Origin of the sequence: Acinetobacter lwoffii (genome assembly GCF_024129115.1) — a bacterium.
GTDB lineage: Bacteria > Pseudomonadota > Gammaproteobacteria > Pseudomonadales > Moraxellaceae > Acinetobacter > Acinetobacter lwoffii_T.
On sequence record NZ_JAMXXO010000004.1, the window covers coordinates 75,462 to 93,526 of the forward strand.

Annotated in this window: 15 protein-coding genes; all 15 read left to right on the plus strand. The window is 43.5% G+C overall.

The annotated features are described in order from the left end of the window. Nucleotides 1-29: 29 nt before the first annotated feature. Nucleotides 30-917, plus strand: coding sequence for a bile acid:sodium symporter family protein (locus NI470_RS05605; protein WP_253147902.1), 888 nt, complete (start codon nucleotides 30-32; stop codon nucleotides 915-917). A gap of 131 nt (nucleotides 918-1,048) precedes the next feature. Next, nucleotides 1,049-1,954: a 50S ribosomal protein L11 methyltransferase gene (prmA, locus tag NI470_RS05610; RefSeq protein WP_004646702.1), complete on the plus strand. Its 906-nt coding sequence runs from the start codon at nucleotides 1,049-1,051 to the stop codon at nucleotides 1,952-1,954. A gap of 15 nt (nucleotides 1,955-1,969) precedes the next feature. Beyond that, nucleotides 1,970-2,848: a DUF3426 domain-containing protein gene (locus NI470_RS05615; RefSeq protein WP_004646701.1), complete on the plus strand. Its 879-nt coding sequence runs from the start codon at nucleotides 1,970-1,972 to the stop codon at nucleotides 2,846-2,848. Nucleotides 2,849-3,246: 398 nt separating this feature from the next. Continuing rightward, the gene (gene fis / locus NI470_RS05620; protein WP_001086304.1) at nucleotides 3,247-3,516 is read left to right on the plus strand and encodes a DNA-binding transcriptional regulator Fis; all 270 of its coding nucleotides are present in this window, start codon (nucleotides 3,247-3,249) and stop codon (nucleotides 3,514-3,516) included. A gap of 95 nt (nucleotides 3,517-3,611) precedes the next feature. Continuing rightward, on the plus strand, nucleotides 3,612-5,186 hold the full coding sequence (gene purH, locus NI470_RS05625; RefSeq protein WP_004646700.1) for a bifunctional phosphoribosylaminoimidazolecarboxamide formyltransferase/IMP cyclohydrolase: 1,575 nt from the start codon (nucleotides 3,612-3,614) through the stop codon (nucleotides 5,184-5,186). A 127-nt stretch (nucleotides 5,187-5,313) separates the two neighbouring features. Beyond that, nucleotides 5,314-6,597 carry a phosphoribosylamine--glycine ligase gene (purD, locus tag NI470_RS05630; RefSeq protein WP_253147901.1) on the plus strand — a complete coding sequence of 428 codons (1,284 nt, stop codon included), beginning with the start codon at nucleotides 5,314-5,316 and terminating at the stop codon, nucleotides 6,595-6,597. A 132-nt stretch (nucleotides 6,598-6,729) separates the two neighbouring features. Then, nucleotides 6,730-7,455 (plus strand): DUF4145 domain-containing protein, encoded by a 726-nt coding sequence (locus tag NI470_RS05635; RefSeq protein WP_219309566.1) that lies wholly within the window; start codon nucleotides 6,730-6,732, stop codon nucleotides 7,453-7,455. Between the two features lie 27 nt (nucleotides 7,456-7,482). Then, nucleotides 7,483-8,040, plus strand: coding sequence for a GNAT family N-acetyltransferase (locus NI470_RS05640; RefSeq protein WP_253147900.1), 558 nt, complete (start codon nucleotides 7,483-7,485; stop codon nucleotides 8,038-8,040). A gap of 602 nt (nucleotides 8,041-8,642) precedes the next feature. Then, nucleotides 8,643-9,518: a MetQ/NlpA family ABC transporter substrate-binding protein gene (locus tag NI470_RS05645; RefSeq protein ID WP_005263086.1), complete on the plus strand. Its 876-nt coding sequence runs from the start codon at nucleotides 8,643-8,645 to the stop codon at nucleotides 9,516-9,518. 76 nt (nucleotides 9,519-9,594) lie between these two features. Further along, nucleotides 9,595-10,620: a methionine ABC transporter ATP-binding protein gene (locus tag NI470_RS05650; RefSeq protein WP_253147899.1), complete on the plus strand. Its 1,026-nt coding sequence runs from the start codon at nucleotides 9,595-9,597 to the stop codon at nucleotides 10,618-10,620. Beyond that, complete coding sequence (locus tag NI470_RS05655; protein ID WP_004279923.1) at nucleotides 10,617-11,312, plus strand: methionine ABC transporter permease; 696 nt, start codon at nucleotides 10,617-10,619, stop codon at nucleotides 11,310-11,312. The genes NI470_RS05650 and NI470_RS05655 overlap by 4 nt, the downstream gene beginning before the upstream one ends. A 357-nt stretch (nucleotides 11,313-11,669) precedes the next feature. Next, nucleotides 11,670-15,242, plus strand: a complete 3,573-nt coding sequence (dnaE, locus tag NI470_RS05660) for a DNA polymerase III subunit alpha (RefSeq protein ID WP_253147898.1) — start codon at nucleotides 11,670-11,672, stop codon at nucleotides 15,240-15,242. 37 nt (nucleotides 15,243-15,279) lie between these two features. Then, nucleotides 15,280-16,128: an RNA methyltransferase gene (locus NI470_RS05665; RefSeq protein ID WP_004279927.1), complete on the plus strand. Its 849-nt coding sequence runs from the start codon at nucleotides 15,280-15,282 to the stop codon at nucleotides 16,126-16,128. After that, the gene (gene cysE / locus NI470_RS05670) at nucleotides 16,104-16,937 is read left to right on the plus strand and encodes a serine O-acetyltransferase (RefSeq protein ID WP_228127940.1); all 834 of its coding nucleotides are present in this window, start codon (nucleotides 16,104-16,106) and stop codon (nucleotides 16,935-16,937) included. Before NI470_RS05665 ends, cysE begins: the two co-directional genes overlap by 25 nt. A gap of 117 nt (nucleotides 16,938-17,054) precedes the next feature. Next, the gene (locus NI470_RS05675) at nucleotides 17,055-18,005 is read left to right on the plus strand and encodes an ABUW_2363 family tetratricopeptide repeat lipoprotein (protein ID WP_253147897.1); all 951 of its coding nucleotides are present in this window, start codon (nucleotides 17,055-17,057) and stop codon (nucleotides 18,003-18,005) included. Nucleotides 18,006-18,065: the final 60 nt, after the last annotated feature.

Consider the following 18,065-nt stretch of genomic DNA (forward strand, 5'->3'; position numbering starts at 1 on the left):
TAAAACAATTTTCGACAAGGAGCATACAGATGGATTCTGGCCTTATAACGATATTACTGCCGCTGGCACTTGCAATCATCATGATGGGACTGGGCCTTGAACTGACGCCTCGGGACTTTAGGCGTGTCACTCGCCACCCCAAAGCCGTATTTATAGCATTGTTCTGTCAACTGGTTATTCTGGTTGGCATTGCCTTTTTACTCTGCAAGCTATTCGCTTTAACTCCATTACTCTCAGTCGGGTTGATGCTCCTGGCGGCTTCGCCAGGGGGTGCAACGGCCAACCTGTTTAGCTACCTGTTTAAAGGTGACTTAGCCCTCAATATCACGCTGACTGCTATCAACTCAGTCATTGCAGCGATTACCCTACCTTTGATTATTAATTTTTCGATCATGCATTTTATGCAGGATAGCCAGCAAGTTGGACTGCAATTCGGCAAGATTCTGCAAGTTTTCGCGATCATCCTGATTCCGGTGGGAATTGGCATGCTGATTCGGCGCTATGCACCAGGCGTGACAGCAAAACTGAATCGGCCGCTGCGGATTTTTTCGATTGGCTTTTTGGTGCTGATTATTATTGCCACACTCATCAAAGAGCGCAGCAATATCGGTGAATACTTGACCCAGGTGGGTCTGGCGACTGCCTTGTTCTGCATCCTGAGCCTGAGTATTGGTTATCTGATTCCGCGACTACTGAATATTAATAGCGCTCAAGCCCGTGCCAGTGCATTTGAAATTGGCATTCATAACAGCACCCTCGCCATGACCATTGCCCTGACCGTGATTGGCAGTGCTGCTGTGGCGATGCCAGCCGCGGTTTATTCTATCTTTATGTATATCTTTGCTGCAATTTTTGGCAGTCTGTTGAACCGGCTTGCACCACTCCCGGCGCAAACACCTTTAACGAATCTGGATTAGATAAGCTCTGGAACTGTTCAAAGGATGCCTCAGGCATCCTTTTTATTTTGGGAATGGATCAAGAAGATAGCAGCGTTGAGTCTGAACTTCCGTTACAATAGCTTTTTGAAAAATGTATAAAGGTTATTTCTGTGAAGTGGTTACAAATTCATATTACGGTTGAACAGGCTCAGGTTGATTTTACTGAGACATTACTCAGCTCGCTAGGCGCAGTGAGTGTGACTTTGGATGATGCTGAAAACCAGGATTTGCTGGAACCACTTCCAGGTGAAACACCACTCTGGAATAAAGTGATTGTGACCGGTATTTATGCGCAGGAAGAAGGCGAAGAAATTGATGTTACCGCACTAGAAACCTTTATTCGTGCACAAATGCCAGATGCTCCGATCCGTCATGAACTGATTGAAGATCAGGCTTGGGAACGCACCTGGATGGATGCCTATGAGCCAATTCAGATTGCTGATAAATACTGGATCGTACCCGAATGGATGGAAGCACCTGATGCCGATGCGGTAAACATCAAGCTTGATCCAGGGCTGGCTTTCGGAACAGGCAACCACGCTTCAACTTTCCTGTGCTTACAATGGCTCGGCAAGATTGATGTGAAAGATAAAATTGTCATCGATTATGGCTGTGGCTCAGGCATTCTCGCGGTAGCTGCACTCTTATTAGGTGCGAAAAAAGCATATGCCACGGATATCGATCCACAAGCTGTACTGGCGACTCAGCAAAACGCTGAACTGAATGGCGTACTGGACAAGCTTTATGTCGGACTGCCAGAAGAATTTAGAGATGAACTCGGCAATACCAAAGCTGACGTATTTGTTGCCAATATTCTGGCGGCACCACTAATGATGCTGGCTCCTGAGTTCGCAACTTTAATTAAATCTGAGGGACAGTTCGCACTTGCGGGTGTTATTGAAGAGCAAGTTGCTGATGTTACTAGCATTTACTCAAATTATTTTGATATATTAGAGGTAGAAAAACGAGATGAGCACTGGTGCCGTATCTCGGGTAAACGCCATAAGAACGAATGAGCCTATAAATAATCCATGAGTGACAAAAGAACCCATTGCCCTACCTGTTCCACCACCTATAAGGTCACAGTTGCTCAACTCACCGTTGCGCAGGGAATGGTTTGCTGTCCTAAATGTACCACCTCATTTAATGCCTTATCGCATTTGGTGACCGAAACCCGGAATTCGGTCACTGCCTCAATGTCTCACGCTCAATCAAACTCCAGCGAATTCAGCAAAACTAATGCTCAAAATAACTCAGGTGTTTATCACACGGATCAGCAGCACCATCGTCATAGCCTGCTACAGATTTTTGATCAAAAAGTTGAACATTCCAATATTGACTTGGAAACCTATTTAAATAACCTGAATTATTTCAGTACCGAGCCGATTTCAGTCCTGCCGAGCATGAATTGGGAAGATCAGGCAGAAAAACAAACCAAACGCGGGCCAATGTACTATATAGGCTGGAGTTTACTTAATCTGTCGCTGTTTAGCCTGCTGCTGTTTCAATTTTTTTGGTTCAATCCGCAATACATCAAAAACAGTCACGTCATGAGTCTGGCCTTTAACAGTGCTTGTGAAGTGTTTAATTGTTCCAATCTGGAAAAATACTACACACTAATTCAGGTTAATAAAGTCAAAATCAAGGCAACCGGTAATAATGAAGCTGAGTTTAGCGGTGAGCTGATTAATTTTCATGACCGTAGTCTGGCTTTACCAATTTTAAGAATCAATCTGGAACATCGCGGTGAAGTGATTGCAACTTATAACCTGTCCTCCGAAGAGTACTTGATTGAAAGTTTAGTCAATATTCAGCGCATTCCGAAAAACAGCCCGTTTAAATTCAAATTTAAGCTTCCAGTCGATCGCAAAAGCTTTGATCGCTATACTTTGGAAATAATTCGCCCCTAATCTACTGAGAAAGCATTAAAAAATTAAAAAAAGTTAAAAAAAATGCAGTTTTCTTGCTCACTTTTGCTTAGACAATGGTATGATACGCGCCACGAAAGCTATGTGCTGCAACTCCTCGCGACTTTTTCACAACAAATACAGTCTTGCCTAATGCGCTATAAAATTTATTGCGTATCGTGCAGATTTTTTTGTTTTGATTTTGGTCAGTAACAAAACTTTAACTATTGTTACGCTTATTTTTCGACCAAATCGCAGAGATGTGTCAAGCTACAGGCTCAATGTAATGACTAAGTTTTAGAACTTCCGTTTTAGGATCTAAAATGGAGTTCATTTCAATTTCTAGACCACTTTTATATATCACTTTACCCAAGTGATATTTGTTTTTCGGATTAATTCGCATGAATAGCAAATCTCCTATTTTTACTGCACAATCTGATGTTGCTTTACGTATCCACGTAGATCGCGCAGTTCGCCACTATTTTGCACAACTGCAGGGCGAGCAACCATCTCAGGTATACGACATGGTGCTAGCAGAAATGGAGAAACCTCTTCTATCTGTAGTTCTAGAATATACACGTGGTAACCAAACACGTGCTGCCGAGATCCTCGGACTCAACCGTGGTACTTTACGTAAAAAGTTAAAAGCTCACGGTTTAATGAGTGAATAAATGATAAAATGCTTGCGGCTTCCGCAGGCATTTTTTTTAACCTGTAAATTGCTGATTTTGTTTTATTCTGTTCCTTGAAAACTGTGACGAAGATCATGACTATTAAACGCGCTTTAATCTCTGTGTCTGACAAGACTGGTATTGTTGAATTTGCACAAGAACTTGCTGCTCTAGGGGTAGAAATTTTATCTACAGGTGGTACCTACAAATTGTTGAAAGACAATAATGTGGCTGTAGTTGAAGTTTCGGAGCATACAGGTTTTCCAGAGATGATGGACGGCCGTGTAAAAACACTACATCCAAAAATTCATGGGGGTATCCTGGCTCGTCGTGGTCTAGACGAAGCTGTGATGGCTGAACACAACATTGATGCTATTGATTTAGTCGTTGTAAACCTTTATCCATTTGCTGCAACGGTAGCCAAACCAAACTGTTCACTTGCTGATGCTATCGAAAACATCGACATCGGTGGTCCTACCATGGTTCGTGCTGCAGCAAAAAACCATGCATCTGTAGGTATCATCGTAAATGCTTCTGACTATGCAACTGTCGTTGCCGAGCTTAAAGCTGAGGGTGCTTTATCTCATGCAACTCGTTTTGACCTAGCAGTAAAAGCATTTGAACATACTGCTCAATATGACGGCATGATCGCATCTTACTTAGGCGCTCGCGTAGGTAAAGAAGAAGGTCAGGCAGACAAATTTGCACGTACTTTCAATACTCAATTGAACAAAGTTCAAGACCTTCGTTACGGTGAGAACCCGCATCAAGCTGCTGCATTCTATGTAGAAGACACAGCGACTGAAGCTTCTGTTTCAACAGCGAAACAGCTTCAAGGTAAAGAACTCTCTTATAACAACATCGCAGATACTGATGCAGCACTTGAATGTGTGAAATCATTTGCGAAGCCTGCTTGTGTGATCGTTAAACACGCTAACCCATGTGGCGTTGCAGTATCTTTAGACGGTATTCAAGCAGCTTATGATCTTGCGTATGCAACAGATCCTGAATCTGCTTTCGGTGGCATCATTGCATTCAACCGTGAATTAGACGTTGCAACTGCACAAGCGATTGTAGATCGTCAATTCGTTGAAGTGATCATTGCACCGAGCGTTGCTGAAGGCGTTCTTGAAGTAACAGGCGCGAAGAAAAACGTACGCGTACTTGTATGTGGCGAACTTCCAGCAATCGATGCGCGTCAATCGCAACTTGACTACAAACGCGTAAACGGTGGTTTGTTAGTTCAAGATCAAGACTTGGGCATGATCACTAAAGATGATCTTAAAGTAGTCACCAAACGTGCGCCGACTGAACAAGAAATCGATGACATGATCTTCGCTTGGAAAGTAGCGAAATACGTAAAATCTAACGCGATTGTGTATGCTAAAAACCGTCAAACCATTGGTGTCGGCGCTGGCCAAATGAGCCGTGTAAACTCAGCTCGTATTGCTGCAATCAAAGCTGAACATGCTGGCTTAGTAGTTGAAGGTGCGGTAATGGCATCTGACGCATTCTTCCCATTCCGTGATGGTATTGATAACGCTGCGAAAGCGGGTATCAAATGCATTATCCAACCGGGTGGTTCTATGCGTGATGAAGAAACGATTGCTGCGGCTGACGAAGCTGGTATTGCAATGGTGTTCACTGGTATGCGTCACTTCCGTCACTAATTAATTTTAAATCCTCCCTAGCCCTCCTTAATAAAGGAGGGTTTTCTATATCATAGTAGAGCGAAGGGAGTCCCCCTTTTATCAAAGGGGGATTTAGGGGGATTCTATTTCAGAAGGATTTTTTTTAATGAATATTTTAGTTTTGGGTAATGGTGGTCGTGAACATGCACTTGCATGGAAAATCGCGCAAGATGATAAAGTCGCAAAAGTATTTGTAGCACCGGGTAATGCAGGTACTGCAACAGAAAATAAATGCGAAAATGTTGCCTTAAATATTTTAGACAATGCTGCGATTATCGACTTTGCAAAAAGCAATGCAGTTGAACTTGTCATTGTCGGCCCTGAAGCACCACTTGTGAATGGTGTGGTTGATGCTTGCCGTGCAGCTGGTGTAAAAATTTGGGGTCCAACGCAGTTTGCTGCACAGCTTGAAGGCTCTAAAGCTTTTGCCAAGCACTTCTTAAAACGTCACAACATTCCAACTGCTTTCTATGACGTGTTTACTGAAGTAGATGCCGCTAAAGCATTTGTAGAGAAAAATGGCGCGCCAATCGTGATCAAAGCCGATGGTCTTGCTGCAGGTAAAGGCGTAATCGTTGCCATGACCAATCAAGAAGCATTTGCAGCAATTGATGACATGCTTGCAGGTAACAAGTTTGGCGATGCAGGTTCTCGCGTTGTGATCGAAGAATTCCTTGCGGGTGAAGAAGCATCTTTCATTTGTATGATTGATGGCGACAACATCTTGCCGATGGCAACTTCTCAAGACCATAAACGTATTTTTGAAGGCGACCAAGGTCCGAACACTGGCGGTATGGGTGCTTACTCTCCTGCTCCTGTTGTGACGGCTGACGTATTTGAAAAAACCATGAAAGAAGTGATGCGTCCGACTGTTGACGGCATGAAAGCAGATGGTCATGTTTACACAGGTTTCTTATACGCAGGCTTGATGATTGATGAACAAGGTCAACCTAAAGTGATCGAGTTTAACTGCCGTTTTGGTGACCCTGAAACTCAACCAATCATGATGCGTTTAAAATCATCTTTAGTTGATTTGGTTGAAGCTGGTATTGCTGGTAACTTACCTACGGAAGCTGAATGGGATGAGCGCAAGACTGTCGGTATCGTACTTGCGTCACGTGGCTACCCTGAAACGTCTAGCAATGGTGATGTGATTTCAGGTTTAGACACTGAAATGGCAGATGCGAAAGTGTTCCATGCAGGTACTAAAGCCAATGAAAATGGTGAGATCGTGACTGCTGGTGGTCGTGTACTTTGCGTGACTGCACTGGGTAATACCATTGGTGAAGCACAAGCAAAAGCTTTAGAACTTTGCAAAAAAGTGACATTCGACGGCGTTCAATACCGTAAAGATATTGGTTACCGTGCGATTGCACGTGAAAATGCTTAATCTAAATTTAGATTAAATATAAAACCCCGATTCGTTCGGGGTTTTTTATTTGCTTATACAATCTACACAACTATTCATACGCCTATAAATAATTTACTCTTTTCCACATCACTAAAATAAGATGTTAAATATATGCATATTTGGAAATACTGCTGGGAATGTAAGCACGATACTCCACAAAATAGATTAAATTTGAAAATCTATCCGAGAGCTATTGAAGGCTTTTCAAAAAATATAACTAATAATCAAGCGAAATCTATATGGACTTATAGCATCGATGCTTATCAATTTACCCAATGCCAAAAATGCAATGCACCCTCCTTACATATAGATTCATTTCATATAAAAGAGATCGATTTGGATCTTAAACAAAAAGTCACTTCGATTAAATCTGATTTAGAAACTTCAGGTAAATCTGATTCTTACCATGTAAAGAGTATGAGCTTTCCTAGATTCAATAGCTCCTTATTGCTAGAGAAAAAATGGTCTTTCAATCTACCTAAAGATGATATGTTGCTCTTCTTTGAAATCGTTCAAGCTTATGAACAAGGATTATTTATTTTAGCTCTTTCGGGAATTCGAACTCTAGTAGATAGATACTTAGTAAAAAAGGTAGGCGATAAAGGTGGGTTTGAAACAAAACTAAAAAAAATGTTGGATGACAAACATATTAGTAAGACACAATATGAAATATTAAATACGATTATTGAGGGTGGAAATGCTTCTAACCATAGAGGCTTTAGACCTGAAGAGGAAATGGTAAAAACATTTTTAGACGTAGTCGAGGATATAATATCTTTGGACTATAAAACGAAACAGTTTAATGAGTTTAAAGAGCAAATCCCTAAACGAAACTAAAAAATCGTAACCAAATTAAGATACCTAATGACTATTCACCTTCAAACCCCTCGCCTGATCCTGCGCCAATGGCAAGACTCCGACACTGCGCCATTTATCCAAATGTGTGCAGATGACGAGGTCATGCGCTACTTCCCTAAAAAAATCGATGCGACTGAAGCAACTGCATTTCTTGAACGTATTCGTACTGCCATAGAAACACGTGGATGGGGACTCTTTGCCGTAGAACTCAAAGCTACAGGCGAATTCATCGGTTTTATTGGCTTACACGTGCATCCATCTGAATTTGAAATGGCAGATGCACCTGAAATTGGCTGGCGCTTGCTACCGCAATATTGGAACCAAGGCTATGCGACTGAAGGAGCAAAAGCAGTACTGAAATATGCCTTTAGAACCCTGCGTCTAGAGAAAGTCATTTCTTTTACTGCATGCATTAACACGCCATCAGAACGTGTCATGCAAAACATTGGCTTAGAAAAAGTGGGAGAGTTTGATCATCCGCTTGTACCTGCCGATCATATCTTGTGTAGACACGTACTCTATGAAAAACAGCGTTCGGATTATCTGTATATTCCCTTTTGTTAAAACAAGCTTGCAGTATCATGACCTGAGGAAACCAAGATCAGATACTGACTCGCTTAGTTAATATAAAGGAAAGATTTATCTCGTTAATGATCGAATTTTCTTCATTTCCCAAAAAATCAGATATTTTTTTATATTTATCTATATGCATTTTTTATATTTCTATCTTACAAAATCTTATAAAGATCACTATTTAAACACATCCATTAAAACTATATTTTCAATATAAATAATATATTGTTTTAATTAACATTTTGTTTAAAAGATCTTTTTTTTATATTCGACTAAAGAGATAAGCAAGGCTTTTTTATCCAGTATATCGAATATAGATTTATTGCTATGATATCCGCAACTTCAGAGCACTCAAACCTTGGCATGTACTTATAAAATATCTATTTTCTCTCCAAAATAGATCAAGTACATCAGATTTGGGCTGCCTCTGACTTGATCAAGTTCACCAGAACTGTTGCTGCACGCTTGCATCTTCCGATCTCAAGCCCTCCTCAGCAATGATCAAGCCACCTACTTAGATCGTAATAAAACTCTTATTTAACACGATTTAAAAATGCTTATACTTTAGGCAAGAATAGAATTAGGACAATTTCATGAAAAAGTTACTTGGCGTTATCTTAAGTGCCTCTGTATTGACTTTAACTGGGTGTGGTAAACAAGAAGCGCCTGCCACTGATGCAGCGCAAAGCAAAGATGCTAATGGTCTTCAAACTGTAACTATGGCTTCGACCGGTTCAGATGCAGACGTATGGCGTTATATCGCGACCCTGCCTGAAACCAAAGCAGCCGGTATCAAACTTGATGTGAAAAATTTTACTGACTATGTGTCAATGAACACGGCAGTAGCCAACAAAGAAATTGATGTGAATGCATTCCAGTCTTATGCCTATATGGTGGCTTACAACGATGCCAACACAGCCAAAATTGTACCTCTATCTACCACTTATTTAGAGCCAATGGGTATTTACTCAAGCAAAGTGAAATCTTTAAACGAGTTTAAAACTGGTGCAACCATTGCTATTCCTAACGACGGCGCAAACGAATCACGTGCATTATTACTTTTACAATCAGCAGGCCTAGTTAAATTAAAAGCTGGTTTTGACAATGTCAAAGGTACAACTTCTGATGTGACCGAAAATGCAAAACAGATCGTGATTAAGCCAATTCAAATGGCGACTGCAGTACGTGTAAAAGATGAAGTTGATGCGATTGTGCTGGGCAATACCCTGGCAATGGAAGGTGGTTTAAACGTATTGAAAGATGCGATTTACTATGAGCCAATCGATCAAAGCACAAAAATGAATGTCAACGTATTAGCTGTTGCAGCAGACCGTCAAAACGATCCAGTCCTGCAAAAAGTGGGTGCGTTGTATCATACGCCAGCAGTAAAAGCATATGTTGATGAACATTTTGGTGGTACGAAAGTTGCGGTAAACAAACCTGTGACGTATTTAACTGAATCAAAATAGTACTATAATAGACTTTTAGAACAGGCAAGGACGATTTCTTGCCTGTTTTTTTATCCGTGATGCAGTTTTTGACACTATGATTGAATTTAAAGATATTTCAAAACAGTATGAGCTTAAGGGTCAAACCTTGCATGCCTTGAATCAGATTAATCTTCAGATTCCAACCGGCAGTATTTTTGGCATCATCGGTTATAGTGGTGCCGGTAAAAGCACCCTCATCCGTCTGATCAACCTGCTTGAGCGCCCAAGCTCAGGCCGGATTATCATTAACGGAACAGATTTTACCGAACTGGATGCCAAAGCATTGCGTCAAGAACGTGCCAGCATCGGGATGATTTTCCAGCATTTCAATTTAATGCAAACCAAAACCGTGGCAGCCAATATCGAAATGCCCATGAAACTCCTAGGCTGGAGCAAGGCAGAACGGGAAAAGCGCCTCGAAGAATTATTAGACTTTATTGACCTGAAACATAAACGTCATGCTTTTCCAGATGAATTGTCTGGCGGTCAAAAGCAGCGTGTCGGTATTGCTCGTGCCCTTGCCAATCATCCAAAAATTTTACTCTGTGATGAAGCGACTTCTGCACTTGATCCGCAAACCACCAAATCCGTTCTACAGCTACTTAAAAAAATTAATAAAGAACAAGGTATTACCATTGTCATGGTCACCCATGAAATGGATGTGATTGAAACTGTGTGTGATTATGTTGCCGTGATGGAAAAAGGTGATGTAATTGAGACCGGCAGTACCTTACAAATATTTAGTCAGCCACAGCACCCGACCACCAAGAATTTCATTCAAACCGTGCTTCAGCAACATTTGCCGATAAACATTCTGAATAATCTGGAAAACCAGAATCACAACAGTATTTATTGCCTGAAATTCCTCGGCAGTTCGGCACAGGAAACCGTGATTCAAGCGGTAATTAAACAGTTTGATATCAGTTTAAATATTCTATTTGCCAATATGACAGAAATTAATGGCACGGTGATTGGCCAGATGTTTATTCAGCTACTGGGTGATGCACAAGAAATTCAGGTAGCCATACAATTCCTTGAACAACACGGCGTACAAGTCGATCAGGCGGGAGTACAGGCATGAGAGATTTGATTGTACAGTGGCTGACGACGATCACTGCGCCGTTCTGGAAAAGCTCCCTGTCGATAGATCAGTTCGTGACAGCGCTACAAGAAACCTTTCATATGGTGTTCTTCGCGATGCTGTTTGGCTGTATCTGGGGCTTCATTCAGGCGATTACTCTACTGGTGACCCGTCCGAATGGGATTCTGCCGAATCGTGTGATTTATCACGGTCTCAATCCGATTGTGAATGCGCTACGTTCATTGCCATTTATTATCTTGCTGATTGCGGTGATTCCACTGACCAAGTTAATTGTCGGCACATCGATTGGGACCTGGGCAGCAATTGTTCCATTGACCATTTATGTCGGCCCATACATTGGTCGCCTGATTGAAACATCTTTGCTTGAAGTGAATGAAGGTATTATCGAATCTGCCCAAGCCATGGGCGCGACGCCAATGCAGATTATATTTAAGTTTATTCTGCCGGAAGCGCGTAGTTCCCTGATTCTAAACTTGACTACTGCTACCATCAGTTTGATTGGTGCAACGGCAATGGCCGGTGCTGTCGGTGCGGGTGGTATTGGTGACTTAGCGATTTCTTATGGTTATCAGCGTTTTGATACCTCTGTAGTCATCATGACGGTAATTGTATTACTGATTCTAGTGCAGATTGTACAAAGCCTCGGTGACTGGTTATCCCGACTTCGTTAAGCTAGTTTTTATGTATGAATAAGGCCCTCTAAAAAGAGGGTTTTATTGTTTTTAATACTTACGATCCCTTTCTCATTATTTCAAAGTAAAGTCCTGCAACTATTTGATACGTGCCACGGCGACAGGAAGTCGCCCGTTGATTTGTGGCACATGGAAGTGCCATCAGATCAACAAAGGGATTTTGTTACTTTTGTCCCGTCAAAAGTAAAAGAAAATATCTTCTAACAACTAACTAAATAATCAGCTTAAAAAATCAAATTCAAACTTGACCTAAAAGTTAGCCATTTCCCCTCAATTTCAAACTGAAACAATAAATCCCATGTTAAACTATTCAATGGTTTTAGCAGGGACTCATCTATGCACTTTGTTCATCTTGGTATTCATACAGAATTTTCGATTACTGAATCCATCGTACGGATACCTGACTTGGTCAAAGCTGCCGAAGAAGAACAGATGCCTGCCCTTGCGCTCACGGATCTTTCTAACCTGCATGCTGCCGTCAAGTTCTATGGCAAATGTCTGAGCAAAGGCATCAAGCCGATTCTGGGTTCTGAAATTCGCCTGAATGATGCCGAACATCGCATGACCTTATTGGCCATGACCAATACCGGCTGGCGCAACTTGACTGAACTGGTGTCTGAAGGCTTTATCAGTGGTCAACAACTGGATATTCCCTGCGTTCAAAAACAATGGATTTTAAATCAGCCTGAGGACATGATTGCCCTGCTCGGAATGCATTCCGATGTCGGCAAAATGCTGATGAGTTCAAATCCGCAAAAAGCCGAACCGCTGCTGGAAGAATGGGTCGAAAAATTTGGTAATCGTGTTTATCTTGCCCTGACCCGCACCAATCGTCCGGATGAAGACAACTTCATTCTGGAAGCCGTTAAGCTGGCAAAAAAATACAATATCGGTGTGGTCGCACATAATGATGTGCACTTCATGACCCGTGAAGATTATGAAGCGCATGAAGCACGGGTATGTATTGCAGATGGTTATGTGCTTGGTGACAACCGCCGCCCTAAAACCTATTCACCTGAACAATATTTCAAATCTGCTGAAGAAATGATGGCGCTGTTCTCGGATATTCCATCTGCGATTGAGAACACCTATCACATTGCCAAACGCTGTAATGTGACGCTGCAACTGGGCAAATACTTCCTGCCTGATTATCCGATTCCTGAAGGTCATACCATTGATACCTTCTTTGCACACTTGTCCAAAGAAGGTCTGGAAGAACGCCTGAATTTCCTGTATCCGCCTGAACAACGTGATGAAGACTGGCCAGAAATCCGCAAGCCTTATGATGAGCGTATCGAATACGAGATTAACATCATTAACTCGATGGGATTCCCGGGCTACTTCCTGATCGTGATGGACTTCATTCAGTGGTCGAAAAGTAACGGCGTTCCGGTCGGTCCGGGCCGTGGTTCGGGTGCAGGTTCACTGGTCGCCTATAGCTTAAAAATTACCGATCTTGACCCGCTGCGTTATGAACTGCTGTTCGAACGTTTCCTGAACCCGGAACGTGTTTCGATGCCCGACTTCGACGTCGATTTCTGTATCGCAGGCCGTGACCGCGTGATTGACTATGTAGCACGTACCTATGGCCGTGATGCGGTCTCCCAGATTGCAACATTCGGCACTATGGCGGCCAAAGGTGCGATTCGTGATGTTGCCCGCGTTTTGGGTAAATCTTATGGCTTGGCGGATCGTATCTCGAAAATGATTCCGACCAAGCCTTTAGGTCTAAGCCTGCTTGAGTCACTAGAAGCTGAACCCCAGCTTAAAGATATCGTCACCAATCCATCCAATCCAGACCATGACGATGCAGCCGAAATCTGGGAAATGGCACTGAAACTGGAAGGTATTACCCGAAACACCGGTAAACACGCCGGTGGTGTGGTGATCTCGCCAACCAAAATTACCGATTTCTCTGCGGTCATGTGTGATGCCGATGGTACCGGACGCGTGGCACAGTTCGATAAAGACGATGTCGAATCTGCAGGTCTGGTGAAGTTTGACTTCTTGGGTTTGCGTAACCTGACGGTGATTGAAGATGCGGTTAAAAATATCAATAAACGCATCAAAGCGGATAAACCTTTAGATATTGCTTATATCCCGCTTGAAGATAAAGACGCATATCTGGTCTTTGCCAATGCCAACACCACTGCGGTATTCCAGTTTGAATCCGTGGGAATGAAGAAGATGCTGAAAGAGGCACGCCCGAGCAAGTTTGAAGAAATTATTGCCTTCGTATCGCTGTACCGTCCAGGCCCGATGGATCTGATTCCTGACTTTATCCACCGGATGCATGGTGGCGATTTTGAATATCTGCATCCCTTGCTTGAAGGCGTACTAGAACCCACCTACGGGATTATGGTGTATCAGGAACAGGTAATGCAGGCTGCACAGTATTGTGCCGGCTATACCCTCGGTGGCGCGGACTTGTTACGTCGGGCCATGGGTAAGAAAAAACCGGAAGAAATGGTCAAACAGCGCCAGATCTTTATTGAAGGTGCATCGAAAAAAGACATTGATGAAGCTACGGCCAACCATATCTTTGACTATATGGAAAAGTTTGCCGGCTATGGTTTTAACAAATCGCATGCGGCTGCCTATGCTTTGGTTGCCTACCAAACTGCATGGCTGAAAGCGCATTATCCGGCTGAATTCCTGTCGGCAGTATTGACCTCGGAGATGCAGAACACCGACAACGTGGTATTCCTGATTGATGACTGTCGCAAGAATAATCTGGAAGTTTTACCGCCGTCAGTGAATATGTCGCTGTATCAATTCCATGCTATCGATGAGCAAACCATTGTCTATGGTCTGGGTGCGATCAAAGGCGTCGGTGAAGCGGCGATGCAGTCAGTGATTGACTCGCGTGCGCAAGAAGGTTCATTCCGTGACTTGTTTGATTTCTGTCATCGTATTGACCTGAAAAAAATCAATAAGCGTACTCTGGAAGCACTGATTCGTTCAGGTGCATTGGATTGCTTAGGCATTGACCGCGCCGACCTGATGGCGCAACTGCCTGAAGCGGTTCAAGCTGCGGAACAGGCACGTTCCAATCGTGAAACCGGCATCATGGACCTGTTTGGCGAAGTGGAAGAAGTTCAGCGCAAGCCATCTAAGCCAGTCAAACCATGGGCAGATGAAGTTCGTCTGAAAGGTGAAAAAGATACACTTGGTCTGTATTTAACCGGTCACCCGATTGATGTGTATCGCAATGAACTGAAAGCCTTTGTGCCTAGTCAGATCAATGAGCTGACGCCAACACGCCGTGGTGTGACCACCGTGTTTGCAGGACTGGTGGTGGATATTGCCAATTTCCCGAACCGGATGATGATGACACTGGATGATGGTACGGCACGGATTGAAATTTCAGCCAATCACGAACGCTTCAACCGCTTTAAAGAGATTATCCAGCTCGATAAAGTGGTGGTGATTGAAGGCGAAATCTATGAGCGTGAAGGCTTTGACCGTCCGATGGGACGCCTCACCAAAGCATTCAGCCTGAATGAAATTCGCCAGAAACGTGCCAATAGCATCAAGATCACTCTCACAGCCGAGCATTTCAGCAAGAGCTTGAGCCGGGACTTGCAGCAGATTCTGACTCCTTATTGCAATGTTGATATGTCCGCACATATTCCGGTGATTCTGTATCTGGACTATCCGTATGCCACGACTGAACTGCATCTGGGTCTCAACTGGAAAGTCGCCCCACTGGATGAGCTCCTAGCCAAATTGCGTGACTATTTTGGTAAAGAAGCCTTGCATATTGAGTATCAGGTCAAGTCCAAAGCTGCCAAAGCCGTGTCCTATGAACAGGCCAAGCCGGTGGATATTCCTCCGCCGCCTGTGGGCATGAGCATGGATGATGCACTGGAACTGTATCAGGCTGAATCCCAGCCGCAATATTCATAAATCCTGATCTTTAAAACACCTTAAAATTGGAATCCTCATGAGTCAAATTGACAATGCTGCTGTTTCAGCACATCTCTCCCATGTGCGTATTGTCATGGTCAATACCACTTTACCTGCCAATATCGGCAGTGCCTTACGTGCCATGAAAACCATGGGCCTGTCCAAACTGGTTCTGGTGGCGCCAAAAACCTATCCGCATCCGGATATTGACGCGCTGGCAGCGGGTGCCACTGACCTGATCGAGCAGATCGAGATTGTAGAAACTCTTGAAGATGCCATTAAAGACTGCCAGATTGTATTCGGTACCAGCGCACGCAGCCGTACCATTCCCTGGCCGTTGTTAGATGTGCGCCCTGCCGCTGAAAAAGCCATGACCGCCGTGGTACAAGATCAGCAGGAAGTTGCGATTCTATTTGGCCGTGAAGACCGTGGTCTGACCAATGAAGAATTGGCAATGGCCAATTATCATCTGACTATTCCTGTGAATACGGACTATGGCGTACTGAATGTAGCTCAGGCGATTCAGGTGATCTGCTATGAGATGCGCATGGCAACGATGAGTCAAATTGAACAGCCACGTGATGCTAAAGCGACCATGCAAGTCATTGATGGCATTGAAATGGAATGGGATGAACCCTTGGTTAATCATGCCCAGATGGAACAGTTCTATCCGCATTTGGAAAAAATGCTGGCAGAAATTGAATTTATGGACCCAAAAAATCCAAGATTATTGCCTTTACGCTTGCGTCGTCTCTTTGGACGTATACAATTAGATCGTATGGAATATCACTTACTTCGTGGTATTTTTAGCCGTGTTCAGGCATTGAACAACGGCACCTGGAAAAAATCTTCACACACATCATCACAGGACGAGGATCAAATCTAATGCTAAAACAGCTCAAAGAAGATATACAAGCTGTCTTTGCGCGCGATCCTGCAGCACGCAATACCTTAGAAGTCTTAACCACTTATCCTGGCATTCATGCGCTGATCATGCATCGCATGGCACATGAGCTATGGAACAAAGACTGTAAAGGAACTGCGCGTGCGTTGTCTTCGTTTAGCCGCTTTGCCACCGGCATTGAAATTCATCCCGGCGCAAAAATTGGCCGCCGTTTCTTTATCGATCACGGTATGGGTGTCGTAATTGGCGAAACTGCTGAAATTGGCGATGACGTGACGCTTTATCACGGCGTGACTTTGGGTGGAACGACCTGGAATAAAGGTAAACGTCATCCGACCCTAGAAGATGGCGTGGTGGTCGGTGCTGGTGCCAAGATTCTAGGGCCATTTACCGTGGGTAAAAATGCCAAAGTCGGTTCTAATGCGGTCGTCACCAAAGCGGTTCCTGAGAACGCCACAGCTGTGGGCAACCCGGCACGTTTTATCACCAAAGACAAACCCAAAGATGATGCTGAAGCCCGTCGTCGTGACTATGCCGAAAGTATCGGTTTCCAGCCCTATGCCGCGACTGAAGACCAGTCTGATCCGATTTTAGAAGGTATGCGGATTCTGCTGGATCGCATTCAGCAAAATGAAAAACGCATGAACAACTTGTGCAATCGTCTTTCTTTGTTAGATCCGACCTTTAACAAGCAGCAACAGGATGGCCAGCCTTTGAGCAAAAAAGAGTTAGAGATTCTGGAAGAAGCGCGCCGTGAATGTGAAGCGCAAACCAGCCAATCCAAGGCCTGAATATCACACTTCACTCTGTAACACGGGTTTACTTGCATGATCGTTATAGTTTTCATAGACTGACGATCATGCAATTTTTGAATAGATGTTTTAAAAATAACAGAATGGATGACTATTATGACCTTTAAGCCCTTGGCACTTGCTTGCTTAGCATTCACAATTACTGCGTGTTCCACCACTCCTCAGAAATCTGCTGAGAAACCTGTGGACCAAGTGGTTTTTGTAGAGCCTGAACTGAGCCCACCATTTTATGCTTTAAATCCATTCAATTATAATGAACCACCTGAATTTGAAGTGCATTTGAAAAAGGCTGCGGCCCAGCCTGTAACCAAGATGGTGGTGACGGATCCTAATGATCCATCCAAGCAACTGACCCTGGATGTGAATAAACTGATTATTCCAGTGGTAGATAGCAATACACGTGCAATGCGTTATGCAGCACTTGCCAATTCAAATGAAATCGATATCACCGAAATTGACGATTTCCTGCAAATGGTCGAAGGTAAGGCACGTCATTATCCACCACGTTTCAGCGATCGTCAGGAACGCCGTGGTTTTGAAGCCAAACTACGTGAAGTCACCCGACAACTGGATACTTTAGCAGCCCGTCCAAATGCCTCTTTTGATGTGTTGATGCGTGCTTTTAAAGCCAGCGTGATGGCACGTAACCTGGATCTGGGTTCAGTTTATACCACCAATTCCCTGACCTATGCCCAGCGTATTCTCAAAATTAATCCAGATGATCCTGAGGTCAACTTCTGGTTTGGTTTTGGTCTGTCTGAAGGCGGTGGTCAACGTGAAGCCATCGCTTATCTGGACAAAGCCATGAAAGCTGGCGTTCAGGAGGCTTATCTTTCTGCAGCCAATAATTATATTGCATTGGAACAGAAGAAAAATGCCACTCAAACCTTGGCGAACTATAAGGTGAAATATCCGCAAGAAGCTGAAGTGGCTGACCGCCTGATTCAGGAAATTGAGAAAAATGGCCGCTGGAATGTTTGGCAAATTCTGCAAAGCTCAACACCTGCTCCGGTTGCAGAGCCAGCAACAGCACCGGTAACGCCATAACAAGATTCGCTTCAATTTGATTACAAATAGACTGCTACGGCGGTCTATTTTTATGGGAAA